The organism is Vibrio sinaloensis, from assembly GCF_000808535.1.
GTDB lineage: Bacteria > Pseudomonadota > Gammaproteobacteria > Enterobacterales > Vibrionaceae > Vibrio > Vibrio sinaloensis_D.
In genome coordinates this window covers 438,243-455,276 of record NZ_JWLV01000001.1, presented here as the reverse complement: position 1 = coordinate 455,276, position 17,034 = coordinate 438,243, and the positions used below count along the sequence as shown (strand labels likewise).

At 45.4% G+C, this 17,034-nt stretch carries 15 protein-coding genes; 9 read left to right on the top strand and 6 right to left on the bottom strand.

All coding sequences use genetic code 11. The features are described 5' to 3' along the window. Positions 1 to 11: 11 nt before the first annotated feature. The gene (locus RJ47_RS02005; RefSeq protein ID WP_039480905.1) at positions 12 to 2,891 is read right to left on the bottom strand and encodes an HD domain-containing phosphohydrolase; all 2,880 of its coding nucleotides are present in this window, start codon (positions 2,889 to 2,891) and stop codon (positions 12 to 14) included. Positions 2,892 to 3,046: 155 nt separating this feature from the next. Here RJ47_RS02005 and RJ47_RS02000 point away from each other — a divergent pair, with 155 nt between their 5' ends. From RJ47_RS02000 to RJ47_RS01990, 3 genes are all read left to right on the top strand, one after another. Then, positions 3,047 to 3,790, top strand: coding sequence for a phosphatase (locus RJ47_RS02000; protein ID WP_039481650.1), 744 nt, complete (start codon positions 3,047 to 3,049; stop codon positions 3,788 to 3,790). A 79-nt stretch (positions 3,791 to 3,869) separates the two neighbouring features. Beyond that, a complete protein-coding gene (locus RJ47_RS01995) occupies positions 3,870 to 4,253 on the top strand; it encodes a cytochrome b562 (protein ID WP_038136418.1) in 384 nt (127 codons plus the stop codon). 141 nt (positions 4,254 to 4,394) lie between these two features. Beyond that, a complete protein-coding gene (locus RJ47_RS01990) occupies positions 4,395 to 4,751 on the top strand; it encodes a hypothetical protein (RefSeq protein WP_005473658.1) in 357 nt (118 codons plus the stop codon). Positions 4,752 to 4,753: 2 nt separating this feature from the next. On the opposite strand, the gene RJ47_RS01985 is transcribed toward RJ47_RS01990, so the two are convergent. Next, positions 4,754 to 5,701, bottom strand: a complete 948-nt coding sequence (locus RJ47_RS01985; RefSeq protein WP_039480902.1) for a LysR family transcriptional regulator — start codon at positions 5,699 to 5,701, stop codon at positions 4,754 to 4,756. Positions 5,702 to 6,463: 762 nt separating this feature from the next. Between RJ47_RS01985 and RJ47_RS01980 the strand changes: the two genes are divergently transcribed. The 6 genes from RJ47_RS01980 to RJ47_RS01955 all read left to right on the top strand — a co-directional run bounded on the left by RJ47_RS01980 (position 6,464) and on the right by RJ47_RS01955 (position 14,543). Beyond that, the gene (locus RJ47_RS01980) at positions 6,464 to 7,864 is read left to right on the top strand and encodes an aminotransferase class V-fold PLP-dependent enzyme (protein ID WP_039480899.1); all 1,401 of its coding nucleotides are present in this window, start codon (positions 6,464 to 6,466) and stop codon (positions 7,862 to 7,864) included. Between the two features lie 58 nt (positions 7,865 to 7,922). Further along, positions 7,923 to 8,855, top strand: a complete 933-nt coding sequence (locus tag RJ47_RS01975; RefSeq protein WP_039480898.1) for a transporter substrate-binding domain-containing protein — start codon at positions 7,923 to 7,925, stop codon at positions 8,853 to 8,855. After that, the gene (locus RJ47_RS01970; RefSeq protein WP_039480894.1) at positions 8,852 to 11,176 is read left to right on the top strand and encodes a putative bifunctional diguanylate cyclase/phosphodiesterase; all 2,325 of its coding nucleotides are present in this window, start codon (positions 8,852 to 8,854) and stop codon (positions 11,174 to 11,176) included. The genes RJ47_RS01975 and RJ47_RS01970 overlap by 4 nt, the downstream gene beginning before the upstream one ends. Before the next feature lie 212 nt (positions 11,177 to 11,388). After that, positions 11,389 to 12,582 carry a glycine C-acetyltransferase gene (locus tag RJ47_RS01965; protein WP_005473712.1) on the top strand — a complete coding sequence of 398 codons (1,194 nt, stop codon included), beginning with the start codon at positions 11,389 to 11,391 and terminating at the stop codon, positions 12,580 to 12,582. Positions 12,583 to 12,661: 79 nt separating this feature from the next. Continuing rightward, positions 12,662 to 13,693 (top strand): L-threonine 3-dehydrogenase, encoded by a 1,032-nt coding sequence (tdh, locus tag RJ47_RS01960; protein ID WP_005473627.1) that lies wholly within the window; start codon positions 12,662 to 12,664, stop codon positions 13,691 to 13,693. Positions 13,694 to 13,997: 304 nt separating this feature from the next. Next, positions 13,998 to 14,543: a lysozyme inhibitor LprI family protein gene (locus RJ47_RS01955; protein ID WP_231565925.1), complete on the top strand. Its 546-nt coding sequence runs from the start codon at positions 13,998 to 14,000 to the stop codon at positions 14,541 to 14,543. Positions 14,544 to 14,607: 64 nt separating this feature from the next. Here the strand turns inward: RJ47_RS01955 and RJ47_RS01950 are convergent, their stop codons facing one another. The 4 genes from RJ47_RS01950 to RJ47_RS01935 form a co-directional block, all read right to left on the bottom strand. Next, positions 14,608 to 15,132: an AAA family ATPase gene (locus tag RJ47_RS01950; protein ID WP_039480891.1), complete on the bottom strand. Its 525-nt coding sequence runs from the start codon at positions 15,130 to 15,132 to the stop codon at positions 14,608 to 14,610. A 70-nt stretch (positions 15,133 to 15,202) separates the two neighbouring features. Then, on the bottom strand, positions 15,203 to 15,649 hold the full coding sequence (locus tag RJ47_RS01945; RefSeq protein WP_039480888.1) for a GNAT family N-acetyltransferase: 447 nt from the start codon (positions 15,647 to 15,649) through the stop codon (positions 15,203 to 15,205). Positions 15,650 to 15,688: 39 nt separating this feature from the next. After that, the gene (locus RJ47_RS01940) at positions 15,689 to 16,324 is read right to left on the bottom strand and encodes a LysE family translocator (protein WP_039480885.1); all 636 of its coding nucleotides are present in this window, start codon (positions 16,322 to 16,324) and stop codon (positions 15,689 to 15,691) included. Positions 16,325 to 16,388: 64 nt separating this feature from the next. Next, positions 16,389 to 16,835, bottom strand: a complete 447-nt coding sequence (locus tag RJ47_RS01935; RefSeq protein ID WP_039480884.1) for a hypothetical protein — start codon at positions 16,833 to 16,835, stop codon at positions 16,389 to 16,391. Between the last annotated feature and the right edge of the window lie 199 nt (positions 16,836 to 17,034).

The window sequence follows — 17,034 nt, the reverse complement described above, 5'->3', positions numbered from 1 at the left end:
GCAGTACGGTGTCAAAATCTGTCTTTTAGATGCGCTTTGACTTTGTAGATATGCGCGCTCCTGTCAAAGTCCGTGATTTGATCCTCGTGAAGGAAGAGTGATGCGTACTCTTGGTCGAGCGATTGTTCCAAGAACAGCAAGTAGAGTTTCGGGTCGATATGTCCAGACGTTGCCATATCGGTCATGATATTGATTGACTCAGTGAGTGTTTTTGCCTTCTTGTAAGGTCTGTCACTTGAGGTCAAGGCTTCAAAAACATCAGCGATCGCCATGACTCGTGCGGGAATAGAAAGCTGATGCTCCGCTAATCCTTTCGGGTAGCCTTTACCATCGATTCTTTCATGGTGACCACAAGCGATTTCGGGCACTTGTTTCAGATGTTCAGGATAGGGCAAGCGATTGAGCATCGTGATGGTTTGAATAATATGGTCATTGATAATGAATCGCTCTTCGTCATTCAATGTGCCACGTTTGATGGATAGGTTGTACAGCTCGCCACGGTTGTATTTGAGCTCTCCAGGTTGCAGAACAAAAGCTTCTTGCCAAACATCTTTAGGGTTCACGTTATCTGGCCACGGGACATGATGAACGGGTTTGTCGAACAGCAACGGCTCCATTACCGGTAAAGTTTGCGGTTTCCCAGCGCGTTGTTTTTCAATCCAAGAGACGCCGAGCTGATCATCCAATGTGCGCTTCCATTGATACTGGCTAATTTGCTCTAGCCTTTGAATCGAGTCATCGTCCATACTTTCGCCGCCTATGTTACACTGAGCGACAAACGCGAAGTCTTCATCTAATTGTTGGTGGGTGGCGTTGAGATCCGCGATCCGTTGCTCCTCATTGCCTTGGTCATTTGCTCGTGCTTGCCAATAGTCGATTTCTGCTTGCGCTTTTAGCAGTTCAAAGCGCATTCGGACTTCATGAATGCGATCGTAGATGGTTTCTAGTTTGGTCGCTTTGTCGATTACGTATTCAGGTGTGGTTACTTTGCCACAGTCATGAAGCCAAGCAGCCAAATGCAGCGCTTCCCATTCGCTGTCATTCATCGAGAAGTTTGAAAAATACTGTTTGTCTGCACATGCCGCTTGAGTGAGCATTTTAGACAGCTTAGGCACACGTTGGCAGTGGCTGCCAGTGTAGGGAGATTTGGTGTCAATGGCTGAGGCAATAAGCTCCACAAAGGCATTGAGCATCTCTTTTTGTTCGCGGATTTTATCGATGTTTTCTTTCGCGAGTTGAGCAAAGCTGAGCAGCTCACGTAAAAAAGCGTGCTTATCGCTTTGCTCTTGAGTGATGGCTCGTTCATATCCAAGTAACAGGATACCGACCAGCTCATTGTTTCGGTTAATCAACGGGAACAAATAAAAGTCGGAGTTGTAGAGGCTGTCTTTGTACTTGGCGACCGTGTTGTCTGCACGGTTAAAGTGAAGCACGTCGCCTTTTGATAAATCCTTGAGTATCCAAGCGGTCGATTTTAGAAATGCGTTGATGTCGATTTTAAACGGGATAATCGCGTGGTTGGCGGCGACATCAAATGGGCTATCTGAAGACTCTTTCGTATAGAGCACAATGGTTTCGGCTCGGGTAACCAAGTAGCTTTGATGGGTAATGGTTTTTGCCAATACAGAGAAATCTTGGTTGCTTGCGGTTTCACGCAGTAGGCGGAGAAGATCGTGCAGCGTGTGTTCCATCAGTTCGATTGATGTGGTCAAGTTGGCTACTTCTTTGATCACACTCTTTGAGTATCGTGTTTTCTTGAAATCAAAGCGGGCAATGCTGTCAGTCTGATACATCAAATTTTGTAACGGGGTTGCAAGCCTTTGCGCCACAAACCACACGACGATGAAGCTCATCGACATTAGTGAGAACGCAACGGTAATCTGTTTGTCTCGTAGCGACAATAAGGTAGAGAGCAAGTCATCTTGAGGGGTCGCTTCCGCTAAAAGGATGCGAGTGTGTCGGTTTAAATTGACAGGCGTGAGAGTGATAGACCAGTCGATGCCCTTTGCGGTGGCTTTCTCATACAATATTTGACTCGAGACACGATCGAGTATGCCAGCGAAAAGGCTCTTCTCTAACATTTCCCTTGCGACTTGGTCATCGCCGCCAAGCTCAACGCCACTTTTGTGCTGAGCCAGAACACGAAACTGGTTATCAAAAAGAATCAGCTTGCTTGACTGTGAGTGACCGAGTTGGGCGATTTGTTCAGAGAGAGAGTCCAGTGTGAAGTCTGCACCGACGACAGAGTTGCCATCGGGACTGCGCCTGGAAAACGTCATCCCATTGGTTTTTAAAAAGTAGAAAAAGTAGGGTTCGGTCAGGCGAATATTGCCATCTTGTTTGGCGTTTTGAAACCATGGTCTGCTGCGAGGATCGAACTGGTTGTCGTTGCTTTTCCTTGTCTCAATCGTGGCGTAATTCTCATCGAGAAAGAAGAACACATTGGTTCCGTCAACGGCGGTTTGGTTGATCATAAATGTCGCGCCATCTGGAGCTTTAAATTGGTCGCGATCTTGATTTGAGCGTAAAGGTCGAAATAGTGTTAGGTGGCCTTGTTCATTAGCGGAATATAGTGCGACCAAGCCAGGGCTGCGTTGAAATATAAGGTTGATGGAAGTTAGAAGTCGGCGCTCTTTTTCTGGTTTGACGTTTTTTTCAACAATAGTACTGAATGCCATGAAATCCAGTGTCGTTAAAATGGGCCCCGTTTTTAGCTGAAACGTGGATTCAAGCTGTCGACTGTTTTCCTCACTCAGAGCTTTGGCGCTGCCAGCTAACAGTTCTTGGGCATGGCGGTAGCTAATCGCAATCAGCACCGATCCTACTAATGTGGTGAGGATTAAAAATAAGCTCGTAATGTGAATGCTGAGTGAGTATTTGCGTTTTCTCATGGTTCACCTTTAGTGATTAACTAACTAAGTATTAGCCGAAAGTGATGGGAGTGCATAAAATCATTACGATATTTGTCCATAAAGGCGGAATGGAAGAAACTGAAATAAAACCTTGTTACCATGAAGCTTCTTTGATTCAAGGGCGTGAATACAGAATGAAACTACAGATCGATACTCATACTCATACCTATGCAAGTGGTCATGCATACAGCACACTCGTAGAGAATGCGAAGGCAGCGAAAGCAAAAGGCTTAACTCTGTTTTGTACCACGGACCACGCGGAGTCCATGCCGGGTGCACCACACTATTGGTTTTTTACCAATCAACGTGTTCTGCCTCGATTTATAGAGGATGTTGGTGTTATCCGAGGCGTAGAATCGAATATTCTAAATTCAAATGGTGATGTGGATATCCATCCCACTACTGATCGTCATCTTGATTGGGCGATCGCCAGCTTCCATGAGGCGGTGTTTAAACCGGATAGCAAGGCTGCACATACCGAAGCTTTGATCAATGTGATTCAAGGTGGCCGTGTTGACGCTCTTGGCCATTTAGGCAATCCCAATTACGACTTTGATTTTGAGGCGGTGCTAACCTGTGCCAAAGCCCACAATGTGGCCATCGAAATCAACAATACGACCTTGCGCGGGAACAGCCGTGTGGGCAGCGTCGAGCGGTGCTATGAAATCGCCACATTAGGCAAAGAGATCGGCGTCTTTTTTACCACAGGCAGTGATGCCCATTTCTGCCAAGACATTGGCAACCTGGATCTGGTTTCAGACTTGCTTGAAAAAGTTGCGGTGCCGAAGGAGCAAGTGATTACCCATAGCGCGCGTCAGTTTTTAGACTTTTTAGCGCGTCGCGGGCGAGCTCCAATTGAGGAGTTCGAGCATTTATAAGTCGAAACAAAATTCGTTACACAGAGACTTTTCTTTTCAGTACACTGCAACTCCCTAAATAGCTAATAAGAAAAACGAGATGAGAAAGTTATTACCAGCCCTAGCTCTGATGTTGTCTGCGAATGTCTATGCGTCAGACTTTGATCTGAAAGCAACAATGAAGCAGATGAAAGTGGAATTTAAACAGGCTGCAGAAGCAACCGAGATCGTACGTATGCAAGCCGCTGTCGACAATCTCTCTGATTTGGTCGAGCAATCAAAACGTGGTGATTACCCACCAGAAAAATTTGATCTCTACTTTGAGGGCTTCACAAAGTTATCTCAAGCGCTCGACGCAGTGGACGCGAAACTAGAACAGGGTGATCTGGACGCGGCGAAGCAAGAACTCCGACAGGTTGATGCTTTGCGTGAAGAATACCACGACAAACGTAATCCAAGTATTTGGAGCAAGTTGTTCGGTTAAACCGTCATCTACAGTTGACGGCTTTGAGTGAGCACGTCTCTTTATTGAAAATCTTATGACAGCGAACGAGTTTTAATCGCTCTATTCGGGCTTTTATTGCTCGTTCGTTATATAGTGACCTTCTAATTGCTGAGGGCAGTCATGAGACACATCGCCAAGTTCCAGAAAATCATGTTAGCGGCAAGTGCTCTAAGTTGGGTACTGGTCACTCTGATGCCTGTGATCAATGCGCACGGCTCTTCGGCGGGCGTATGGGCGACGCTCTGTACCATTAACGGTTTCGTTCTTGTTCAAGTTGAAGAGGGCAGTTCGACCACTCAGCACAGCAAACCTTGTCCATTTAGTCACTTTTCGACCTTCCATCAGGATTCGCTTCCAACACCACTCTACTTAACCAACCATCGCTTGGCTAAGGTTCATGCGTATGCTTATTTGGCTCTAAGCTTGCGTTATGAGTTAGCCGTCCCGAGAGCGCCTCCGCACACCGCTAATTCTTAACGTTACTCTGTTCCACTGTTATTCCCGTTATCAAACAGGCGGCCTCTCAACTCTTCTGTCACGTAGTCGATGAAGGCTCGCAATCTAGCAGGCATATATTTGGTTTGCGCATATTGCATCGCAACTCCGCCGTGATAGTTGCTTTTTATCGTCCAATCTTCCAATACTTGTATCACTTCGCCTCGTTTGAGCGCATCTGCAATCACGAAGTCGTGAAAAATCCCGATTCCTAGATCGTTCTTAACGCCAGTTAAACGCATTTGCGAGTGGTTGACGGCGTATCGCCCTTTCACTGCGATGGAATGGTATTCGTCGTCTTTGAAAAAGTCCCAGATATGATCGCGATCGTTTTCCGCCAGATACAAGCAATCGTGATGAGAGAGTTCGGTTGGGTGCATGGGGGTAGTGCGCTGAGCAAGGTATTCTGGGCTCGCGCAAAGAACGAGATTCGTACTGCCAATCTCTTTGAGTACCAGATTTTCATCCGGTTTGTCGGTGAGTTTAAATGCGACGTCGATGTTGTGGCGAATAATGTCGATTTCACCATCGGCAGCGCGCAGTTTGAGTTGGATGTCAGGGTACTTCTTGAGGAAGGGCACAACAAAAGGTTGAAGGACAGAGTTGAGGAAGGCTTCTGGCGCTGCAGCGGTCAGCGCGCCGCGCATTTCAGTGTGATCGGAGGTCGACAGTTCCACGGCTTGCTTTGCTGCATTCACCATGATGATTGCTTGGTCATACACCTGTTGCCCAGATTGCGTGATGATCAGTTTACGCGTTGTTCTCTCAAAAAGTTTCACCGACAGTGAGTGTTCTAGCCTTGTGACCATTTTACTCAACGCGGATGGCGTGACATCGAGCTTCTTTGCTGCTGCGGTAAAACTGCCTTCTTCAACGATTAAAATGAAGCTTGCTAAATCAGGGAGAAGGGCAATGAGCTTGGTGTTATTCATATATCTTCACATATTAAAATGTTTATAAATAAGGATTTTTTGAGAGAATGATCGGGTTTTACTCTGCCTGCGTAAGGTATTTTACTTGCCATTGACCTATGGAGGTAATCCAATGCAGCAGGCATATTATTTACTCGATCTTTGGGCAATGCTTGAAAACATTCTACTGGCTGCCCTGGTTGTCTTTTTCCTTTTCGGCGTCACGATTGCTCTAGACCGCCGCTAGTACACCTCATTTGTGCCTCAAATTCAACAATCACACTTGACCGAGAGGTGAAGTGTGATGATTGTTGTTGATCACTTGGAAGAACACCGGTTTGGATGATTCTGTATCCAAACGACATCATGTCAGTACGTTCTCAGTTTTGTTTTTACTACCTAAATGTGCAGTATCAATTAAATGTTTGGTGTATGCATTTAATCTAGACGCAATTTACTATAGCCAATGACAATGCATAAATTAATATCAAGAAATACGAGTAGTTAAATATAAATTTAAGTGCAGGTTAGGGGGTGTTTATAAAATTAACACGACTGACGTGTTGGTTAATTATTTAACGATGGCTTTGCGTTTATCGATGTTATTTATTTTTTATAAAGCTGCTCATTATATCAGCGCCATTGGTGATTGTTGGAACTAACCTCACTTAATAGCCGTAGGAAATATAAACTATAGGACTATTCAGTGATAATCTGCGCTTAGCAAGTGAGTGATAATTAATAATAAAATGATATGGCTAAACTTCCGACAAGGATTAAAACATGAGCGACAAGGAATCTAATCAAACCAATCGTAGCCGCCGTAGTTTTTTGAAAGGTGCAACGGGTGCCGTTGTGGCTGGCGTCAGTGCTTCGGCTTTTTCTGGTGTAGTTCAAGCGCAGCAACCCCGAATTGATTGGAATCAACAGCGTCAACGAAACAGTCGACGTTTTTGGCGAAAAGTGAAAAAGCAGTTCGTTTTGGATAGACGAACGACATACATGAACATTGGCACCACTGGCTCCATGCCTAAACATGTGCTTGAAGGTTATGAAGATAACAATAAGCTGGTGGCGAAATATCCTTGGGATATGAAGAACAAATTTGGCTCTTGGCCTTATGTCGCTGAGATGGTCGCTGATGTCGCCCCAGGGTTTGGCGCCAACCCAGATGAAATTATTCTCAGCAGAAACACCACTGATGGTCTGTGCTCTATTATTAATGGTCTCCATTTTGAACCGGGTGACGTCATCCTCACCACCCACCATGAACACATTGCGGCAACGTCGCCATTAAACGTTGTTAAGCACCGGTTTGGCGTGGAGGTGGTCGAAATCCAGCTTCCAGTTTTTACTGGTACAGAAGAGGTGACGCAACAAGACTATATTGAAGCGTTTCGAGAAGCGATTGAAGCGCACCAGAACGTTCGTTTAATCGTGTTTTCACATATCACATACAAAACCGGAACGGCTCTACCAGCAAAAGAGATCTGCTCCCTAGCTAAACAACATCAAATTCCTACGCTGGTTGACGGCGCTCATACCGTGGGTATGTTTGACTTGGATTTTCATGATATGGATTGTGATTTCTATGCTGGCTCTGGACACAAATGGCAATGTGGCCCAGGCGCAACGGGAATCTTGTATGTACGTGACAACGGCAACCGCCTCAATGAGTATTGGAGTGATCGAGACAATCCATTGTGGTTGATTAACTCCTCACTATCACACGCTGACCACTTAGGTAAGCAGTTGCAAATGCAATACATAGGTAATGACAACTACCCGGCAAAGCAAGCGCTTGTTGAGAGTTGCAAGATGTGGGATGAGATCGGCCGTGATCGAATCGAAGCGCGCATTCTAGAGCTTAGCCAGCAATGTAAAACCCAACTGAGTTATGCGCTGCCTGATGCCAAAATGTACTCACCTAACGTAGAAGGGCTAATGAGTGGCCTAACCACCTTTAACCCACTCAGTGATGTGACAGACAAAGAGCGCTTAACCCTGTTCCGTGACCGATTACGTGAAGAGTATGGCTACATTGTTCGCACAACAAGCTTCAAGGTGCATAAAGACGATGCACACCAGACCCACGCTCTGCGAATTTCGACTCATCTATTCCACGATGAAAGAGACGTTGATGGATTGGTTGAAGCGATCGTCGACCTATATTACTCATTCTAATAAAGATAAATGAAAGCGCCCGATGTAGGGCGCTTTGTCAAAGAGAGGAAATCTCACCATGTCAGTGAAACGCTGGACACGAAAGTTAACGGCGCTTGTTGTTGGCTTAACTTCTCTGCTATCACAATCAGCATTAGCCAGTGATCTGGAGAGAATTAAGGAGAGCGGAGTGCTGCGCCATATTGGCGTTCCGTACGCAAACTTTGTTTCGTATATTGACCAAGGAGAAGTTCAAACTCTAACGGGGCTGGATGTTGAGATCATTAAAGGGTTCGCACGCTCTTTAAACGTTCGCTATGAATACGTTCCTGGCAAGTGGAACAACGTTGTGGGTAAGTTGACTGGTCAGCAAGTGGAGTATAAAAACGCTAGATTGGTCGTTGGTGATGACATGCCCATCGAAGGTGACTTAATCGCTAATGGTGTGACCATTCTTGATTGGCGAAAAGAAGTTCTAGATTTCTCGGATGACTACTTTCCTTCCGCAGTCTGGTTGGTTGCTCGCAGCGATTCCACGTTGAAACCCATTAAGCCCACGGGCTCAATCCAACAAGATATCGCGATGGTCAAATCGCTTATCTCAGGTAGAGACGTGTTGGCGATGGAGCACTCATGCTTAGATCCAAATCTCTACAATTTGTACGATACCGGTGCCAACGTTATCTTACCTAGTGTCCAACGAAGATTGAATGAAATGGTGCCTGCCATCATGAAAAACGACGCGGAGAGCACCTTGCTTGATGTTGCCGATACATTGATTGCACTGGAGAAATGGCCTGGAGAAATCAAAGTGATCGGTCCTATCTCTGAGCATCAGCGCATGGCGGTGGCATTTCGTAAAAGCTCTCCAAAATTAAAAGCGGCTTTCAATCAATATTTACAATCAATTAAACAAGATGGTACGTACCAAGCATTGGTCGAAAAATACTACCCGTCGATTTACTACTTTTATAATGATTACTTCTTAGAAGACAGTAAGAAAAGTATATGAAGCAGTCTGCAAGAAAAATATCAAGCCAGAAGATCATTTCCGTTTGCGCAATATTAGTGTCGCTTTATTTGGCGATGATTATTACGGTCACTAGCTTGGGTCAAGATAAACTTAAAGCGGCCCAATATAGAGAACTTGACCTTAAAGTTAAAAGTTACGCGAGCACATTGGACAATTTGTTTACGCTAGCGAGTGAAGATATTGACCATTTATCGACCGATAGGACGGTACAAACGTTTTTCGCCAACCTCGCATCGGGTATGTCCATGGAGTATGGCCTTGGCGCCAGCTTAATTAATCTGAAACGCAAGCTCGTGGAGAAGTCGAGCAGTAAAGCGGTCAACAATCAAATAATTTACCGACAGATAACCTTGACCGCACTCGATGGCTCTACCATCGCCAGTACTGAAAAAAGCGCTCGTTCCTTTATCGATACTTCCCGTTTTATAGACGTAGAGTCAAGGTCTGATGGGGTGACTGCGTTTCAAAGTGCGTCCGGCGTTGTCATTCAAGTCGTCAAACCCGTTATGTTTTCTGGTAAAGCGGTCGGTTATCTGATCGCGGACATCAACAAAGCGGTGGTCATTGCCCAGCTAACCAATCAAGAACATGAGGACAGCTATAGCCGACTGGTGCTGCAAATCAACGACGCAGAGATGAAAGTCTGGGATTCTATCAGCCGGACTCTAGATATTGACACCACATCCACCGAGGCCCTGGATGCAGCACTCGCGGAGAAGATCTACTTTGAAGTGCCCGTCGACCACCACCATTTTAAGTTAATGGCATGGTTTGAATCGTTTGGCGAGCGCGACCTATATACCTCACAAGCCTTTATTACCGGGCTGAGTGTGCTAGCCATAATGATTGTGGTCGGCCTACTTTACGCGTTTAATCTCAATAACACGCGTGTCGGGCTTAAAATAAAGCTAGAAGAAGAGAAAAAGCGCAAAGAATTTTTGTCTGAGCAAAATCAGCGTTTGGCGAGTGAAGTCGAACGCCGAAAAGCGTCGGAAGAAGAACTCGCATTTCAAGCGAAACATGACTCGCTAACAGGTCTGCCGAATCGCGTTTATGGTTCAGATCGTTTGGCTTTGGAACTGTCACGCGCCGAGCGAATGGGTTCCAACGTGTTGGTTATGTTCATTGACCTCGACCACTTCAAACAAATCAATGACTCCATGGGGCACTTTGTTGGTGACGAAGTGTTGAAACTGGCGGCAGAACGCTTACAAAATGCAGTACGTAAGACCGATTTACTCGCACGTATTGGCGGTGATGAGTTCCTCTTGGTTATCCCTGATTTACAAGATGCTGACAGCGCAAAACGTTTTGCAACAACTGTCCTGTCTGTTTTCAATGAACCGTTCGTTTGGCAAAACCATGAGTTCTTCCTTTCGGCAAGTGTCGGAATGTCGATGTATCCTCAGGATGGAGCCAATGTGGAACAGCTTCTTGCCTGTGCCGACATGGCAATGTACCGCGTGAAGCAAGATGGTCGCAATGCATTCTGCTTCTATGACCACAACATGAACCAAGACTTACAGCGCTTCTTAGAACTAGAAAGCCGCCTTCGTCATGCAATATCTCATAATCTTCTTGAGCTTTACTATCAGCCAATCATTGAACTTGATAGCGGTAAGATTGTTGGTGCCGAAGCCTTGATGCGTTGGAACGACGATAAGTTCGGTTTTGTTAACCCTGAAGAATTTATCGCGATAGCTGAGAAGAACGGTTTGATTCATCAGCTAGGGGATTTTGCGATTCGCCAAGCGTGCCAACAGGCGGCTCACTGGCAATCTGTTGCACCTCTGTTTGTGTCGGTAAACTTTTCAAGTGTGCAGTTTAGATACTGTGAGCGCCTCTTTGACCAGATCAAACAGCACCTCGAAGAGTCGACACTGCCTGCTGAAATGTTCGATGTGGAAGTTACGGAAAGCTTGCTCTTCAATCACAGTGGCGACCTGATGGAAATGTTACACAACCTACGATCACTTGGCGCGAAACTCACCATTGATGATTTCGGTACCGGTTATTCCGCATTAAGTTACTTGCAGAAGTTCCCGTTTGATCGCCTTAAGATCGACCGCAGCTTCTTGCAGAACATGTTTGAAAATGAGTCCGACCGTGAACTTGTGAACGTGATTATTGCGATGGCGAAAGCGCTCAATCTTAAGATCGTCGCAGAGGGCATCGAAGAACAACGTCATGTGGACTACCTGAAAAACCTAAATTGTGAGTTCGGACAAGGTTTCCACTATAGTCGACCATTACCAGCTAAGGATTTTGAAGCACTTTTAGCGAAGCCGACTTGGCTATAACTCCTTTCATTACAACTTCATAGAAAAGCATTAACTGGATTCGTGCCTCGGATTCATTAATGCTTTTCCACCTCGAGGGATAATCGTTTTTCCTTCCTTGAATTACACTACACTTAATTGATAAGTAAGTGCCTGTGATGCCCGTCACGTAAAGGCTCAACCTAATTCTAATCGAGTGAATACTCGATACTATAAACAGGAAGGAATTGCGAATGTCTTCTGCATTTTACCAACAGATTCAGCAGCAAATTGAAGAAGTGAAGGCGGAAGGCCTTTACAAAGCAGAGCGTATCATCACGTCTCAACAGCAAGCGGCTGTTAAAATCTCTACTGGTGAAGAAGTACTAAACTTCTGTGCGAACAACTACCTTGGTCTTGCTAACCACCCAGCACTTATCGAAGCGGGTAAAGCTGGCATGGATGAGCACGGTTTTGGTATGGCTTCAGTACGTTTCATCTGTGGTACTCAAGACATCCACAAAGAGCTTGAACAGAAGCTTTCTAAGTTCCTAGGTAAAGAAGACACGATTCTTTACACATCATGTTTCGACGCAAACGCGGGCCTATTTGAAACGATTCTAGGCAAAGAAGACGCAATCATTTCTGATGCGCTAAACCACGCGTCAATCATCGATGGTGTTCGTCTATGTAAAGCGATGCGTTTCCGCTACTCAAACAACAACATGGAAGAGCTAGAGCAACAACTGATCGCAGCGAAAGAAGCAGGCGCACGCCACATTCTTATCGTAACGGACGGCGTGTTCTCAATGGACGGTGTTGTAGCAAACCTTCCAGCTATCTGTGACCTAGCAGAGAAGTACGGCGCATTGACTATGGTTGATGACTCTCACGCTGTTGGCTTCATGGGTAAAACAGGTGCAGGTACCCACGAGCACCACAACGTGGTTGACCGTATCGACATCATCACTGGTACGCTAGGTAAAGCAATGGGCGGCGCGTCAGGCGGTTACACGTCTGGTAAAGCGGAAGTGATTGACTGGCTACGTCAGCGCTCTCGTCCATACCTATTCTCTAACTCTGTTGCACCAGCAATCGTAAGCGCTTCTATCCGCGTACTAGACCTACTAGAAGAGAGCGGCGACCTACGTGACCGCCTATGGGAAAACGCAGCACACTTCCGTACTCGCATGGAAGACGCTGGTTTCACAATGGGTGGTGCTGACCACGCAATCATTCCAATCATGCTTGGCGACGCAAAAGTCGCAGCAGAATTTGCAGAGCGAGCTCTAGAGAAAGGCATCTACGTAATTGGCTTCTCATTCCCTGTTGTACCAAAAGGTCAAGCGCGTATCCGTACTCAAATGTCTGCAGCACACTCTCGTGAGCAACTAGACCGTGCAATCGACGCGTTCATCGCAGTTGGTAAAGACATGGGCATCATCTAAGTCTGACTCAAGTCGAATCTAGATAACCACTATTTTTGATTCTCGCCCAAATGCTGGGCGAGATGAATTAGGTAACAATATGAAAATCAAAGCTCTTTCTAAGCTAAAGCCTGAAGAAGGCATCTGGATGACTGAGGTTGAAAAACCGCAAGTTGGCCACAACGACATTCTGATTAAAATTAAGAAAACCGCGATCTGTGGTACAGACGTACACATCTACAACTGGGACGAATGGTCACAAAAGACCATCCCAGTGCCTATGGTTGTTGGTCACGAGTACGTGGGCGAAGTGGTTGAAATTGGTCAGGAAGTGCGTGGCTTTGAAATCGGTGACCGTGTATCTGGCGAAGGTCACATCACCTGTGGTCACTGTCGTAACTGTCGTGGCGGCCGTACTCACTTATGTCGTAACACGATTGGTGTGGGCGTTAACCGCGAAGGTGCATTCGCAGAATACCTAGTGATTCCAGCGTTCAACGCGTTCAAAATCCCTGAAGGCATCTCTGATGATCTTGCGTCTATCTTTGACCCGTTTGGTAACGCAGTACACACAGCGCTTTCTTTCGATCTAGTAGGCGAGGACGTACTTATTACAGGTGCTGGCCCAATCGGCATCATGGCAGCGGCAGTCGCGAAACACGTTGGTGCTCGCCACGTTGTTATTACAGATGTAAACGAATATCGCCTAGACCTTGCACGTAAGATGGGCGTAACGCGCGCAGTAAACGTTGCTGAAGAGAAGCTAGAAGATGTTATGGCTGAGCTAGGCATGACAGAAGGCTTCGATGTAGGTCTAGAAATGTCAGGTGTTCAAGCGGCGTTTAGCTCTATGCTTGCAACAATGAACCACGGCGGCCGCATTGCACTGCTAGGTATTCCACCATCAGACATGGGCATCGACTGGAACCAAGTTATCTTCAAAGGCTTGGTTATCAAAGGCATCTACGGCCGCGAAATGTTCGAGACGTGGTATAAGATGGCTTCACTGATTCAATCAGGTCTAGATCTAACGCCAATCATCACTCACCACTACAAGATTGATGACTTCCAAAAAGGCTTCGACGCCATGCGTAGCGGGCTTTCTGGCAAAGTTATCCTTGATTGGGAATAGGTTGCGACTAGGGCAATAAAGGCTCAGCCACTTAATGGCTATTAGAAAAGTGGATGCCCAAAACAGTATTATTTGTACATGGAGCATCCTAAGAAAACGAATGACGCCTCGATTGAATTCGAGGCGTCATTTTTTACAATAAGAGCAATTGGAACCCTAAGCCTGACCAAGGTCACGGTAGCTCTGATTATCCCAATCTTTGGCCGTCACTTACCACACAACTTACCCAAAACAAATCGGTGATTGGCTCAGTGCTGGCAACGTCATACACTAGGCAAATATCCTGACCATCATTGAGGTACCTATGCGAATGTACTCTTTGGCCGCTCTATTGATAGGGGCCTTTCCTATGCTCGTCAACGCGGAGCCGAGTTATAACTGTGACAACGCCAGCCATGTAGCAGAGCACGTCATTTGCGGTAGTCAAGAACTCTCTAGCCTGGATCGATTGATCGCCAAACAGTATCGTCAATCGCTTAGCGACGCCGCTTTAGATAAAGACAAACAGACTCTACGCCAAGTGCAGAGAGCGTGGGTAACAGAGAGAAACGAGTGTGAGTACAGTTTTGACTGCCTTAAAGAACGAAGCTTAGAGCGACTCACAACCTTAAAAGCGATAGAGTCGTTTGCCTTTTCTTGGGGCGGCGTCCTTCGCGAATCACCGACATTGGATTCTGAGCAAGTGGGCTCAACCTATGAGAGACAGGCGATCGTTATCTTGCAAGAAGAAGCCGCTTATTGGAACGGCTACCCTTGGTTCAAGGTGCTGGTATCTGGAAAAACGGCCTATCAGTGGGGAGGCATTATCTGCGATGCCTCGCGACCAAACACAACTTATTGCGAGGAATAACGAGTAGGGCTCGGTGGCATGAGGTCAATGGATCTCCTGTCACTTCTCGCTCGCTGACCTAGTGTCACTTATCGGTTGGCCTGTTAATGCCTAGCTTGTCGATCAGTTCCTCGAAAGACTCTTCTATTGTTTGGCCTGCCGTGTCGATTGTAATCACGCTATCACTCCACGGTTCGTAGTATCGACTTTGAACTTGTTTCCAGTTGGGTAGGTTAAGGTTTTCCACTTCACTTTTTCGAGAGTTCACTCGACACTCATGCTCTTTGGCATCTGAACACCGAATTTCAATATTGACGAACCTAGCTCCCACACTTTCTGCGACTTCTTGCCATTCATTTCGTGTCAGTTCGATTGGGTTGCATGAGTCAGACACTGCACTTAGTCCAAGTGCTAGGTTGTCTCTGACAATTCTATAACTAAGCCTGTAACCTTCGCCTTCAACTTGGTAATTACACAAGTCTCGAATTCCTTGCTCTACCGTGTCGATACGAACGTATGTTGCTCCAATCCGATGTGAAAGCAATTTAGCCAGTGTTGATTTCCCAGAAGCCGGAAGCCCTGAAAATATGTATAAAGTCGAGGATTCCAATGTATCTCCTTAAATGAACCCAAAGTCGTCAAACGTTACATACCCGCTTTAAATGCTGGCTATGTCGATACTAAAGCGTTAAGTACAATCTCAGCATGTCTTTATGTTGAATTCCATTTTCATAGATCGGTTCTGGATAATTCAGCAAGAAGTGATCTTTGAGGATTGAATCAACCCGAAAGCCGAGGCGTTGATAATAAGTTAGCTGATAACCAAAGGTTCCCGTACCCAACTCAACTCGTTTGATTCCTTTACTTGATAACTGCGACAGAACGGACTTAAGCAACGCCGAACCAATACCTTGGCCTTGTGAGTTTGGATATACAGAAATATTGAATATCTCAGCAATGCTATCAGTTTGTGGCTTTACTATGCAGGCGGCTAAAGCGCGCCCATTGTCTAGTGCGGCAAAGCACCAAGAGTCGGATAAGTATGAAGAAACACTCGTTTCAGAAGGATCAGCTTCAAGCAGTAAATCAATAGGAATCTGGCTACTTTCTACTTCGATATATTGCATTTTTGCTCCAAGCACAGTGAATCCGTTATGAACGCTTTGCTAGTCATTTTTCATCAAGGCCAATTTTGTACCGAAAGCTATAAATACCAAACCCGTTATTGAGTTTAACCACGCTTTAAACCTCGCACTATTGGTCACCGTCTTAACTCTTGCAAGGATCATAACCATGATGGTGAACCATACAAAATTGACCATAGAATGTGCCGTTACTAGAACGTATGCACTCATTGGGCTTTCGGTATTGGGAATAAACTGAGGAAAGGCTGCCAAATAGAACATAGACACTTTCGGATTCAATACGTTTGTCATGAGTCCTTCCAAGAAGGATACACGTAGGGAAGATGCTTTGTTACTGTTCGGTTTAACATCGGGTTCTATTGAACTTCCTTGAAAAGCACTTGCTATCGCTTTCAAACCAATCCAAACCAAATAAGTGGCGCCTAACATTTTAAAAATGAAAAACGCCTGAGATGATTTAGACAGGATCACCGAGATACCCAAAATTGATAAGGTACCATGCACATAAAATGCAACGACAAATCCCCAGATGTTAGCAAATCCTGCTTTTCGTCCTGAAATGGGTACCGTTTTCGCTATTAGGAATCCATTAGGTCCCGGAGAGATAACGAGCAATGTAGCAACCGCCATAAAAGTTAAGAGATTATTCAAGTCCATTTTCGTCCCTTCCTGGTATTGCGAACGCACCAAAACGCAAATACTGTGCGTGAGGAATTTACCCCTAAACGCTTTCCTCTATGCGTTTTTTAAGCTTGCCTTTTATGAATACGATAACCAAAAGCATCGTAATATAAAGTGCATTCAGACAAAGCTGTTCGTGTATATATGTAATCGACACTTGCTGCGTCTCAAAATTTAGCAGCCTTGTAATTCGATCCTCTTCGCTGGGCTCAAACATCTTTTCATTGCCATCGCTATCGACATAATAGGTGTTCTCATGCCCCAAAATAAAGAGTTCTTTAGCTAGAAGCTTGGTTACTGCAGTTCGGTCTTTAGCTGAAATCTGTTCGCTATGCCTTGCCTCAATGTAATAATGGATACCATTCTGCCTATTACTATTTTGCAGATCTAAATAACGTGATAACTGGAAGATCGAAAATGTTGAAATAAAAAGGTTTAGGGTTAGAGCTGTTATTAAAAGAAATCCAACTATTTTAAATAGTTTCACATCACACCTAACCTATGAATTCTTGAAGTATACAAAGCAAATTAGGCGACTAACACTCGCCAATCGTGTATATATGATGCCGCTTTTCAAGCGTCTGTTCAATTTCCAATCAATAGGTTGTTACGGATTTGAGAACGCTAGCGGAGCTTGCGATTGACGTCTTATTCTTAATTCAGGCGGCCGAGTGCAAAAGCACTAC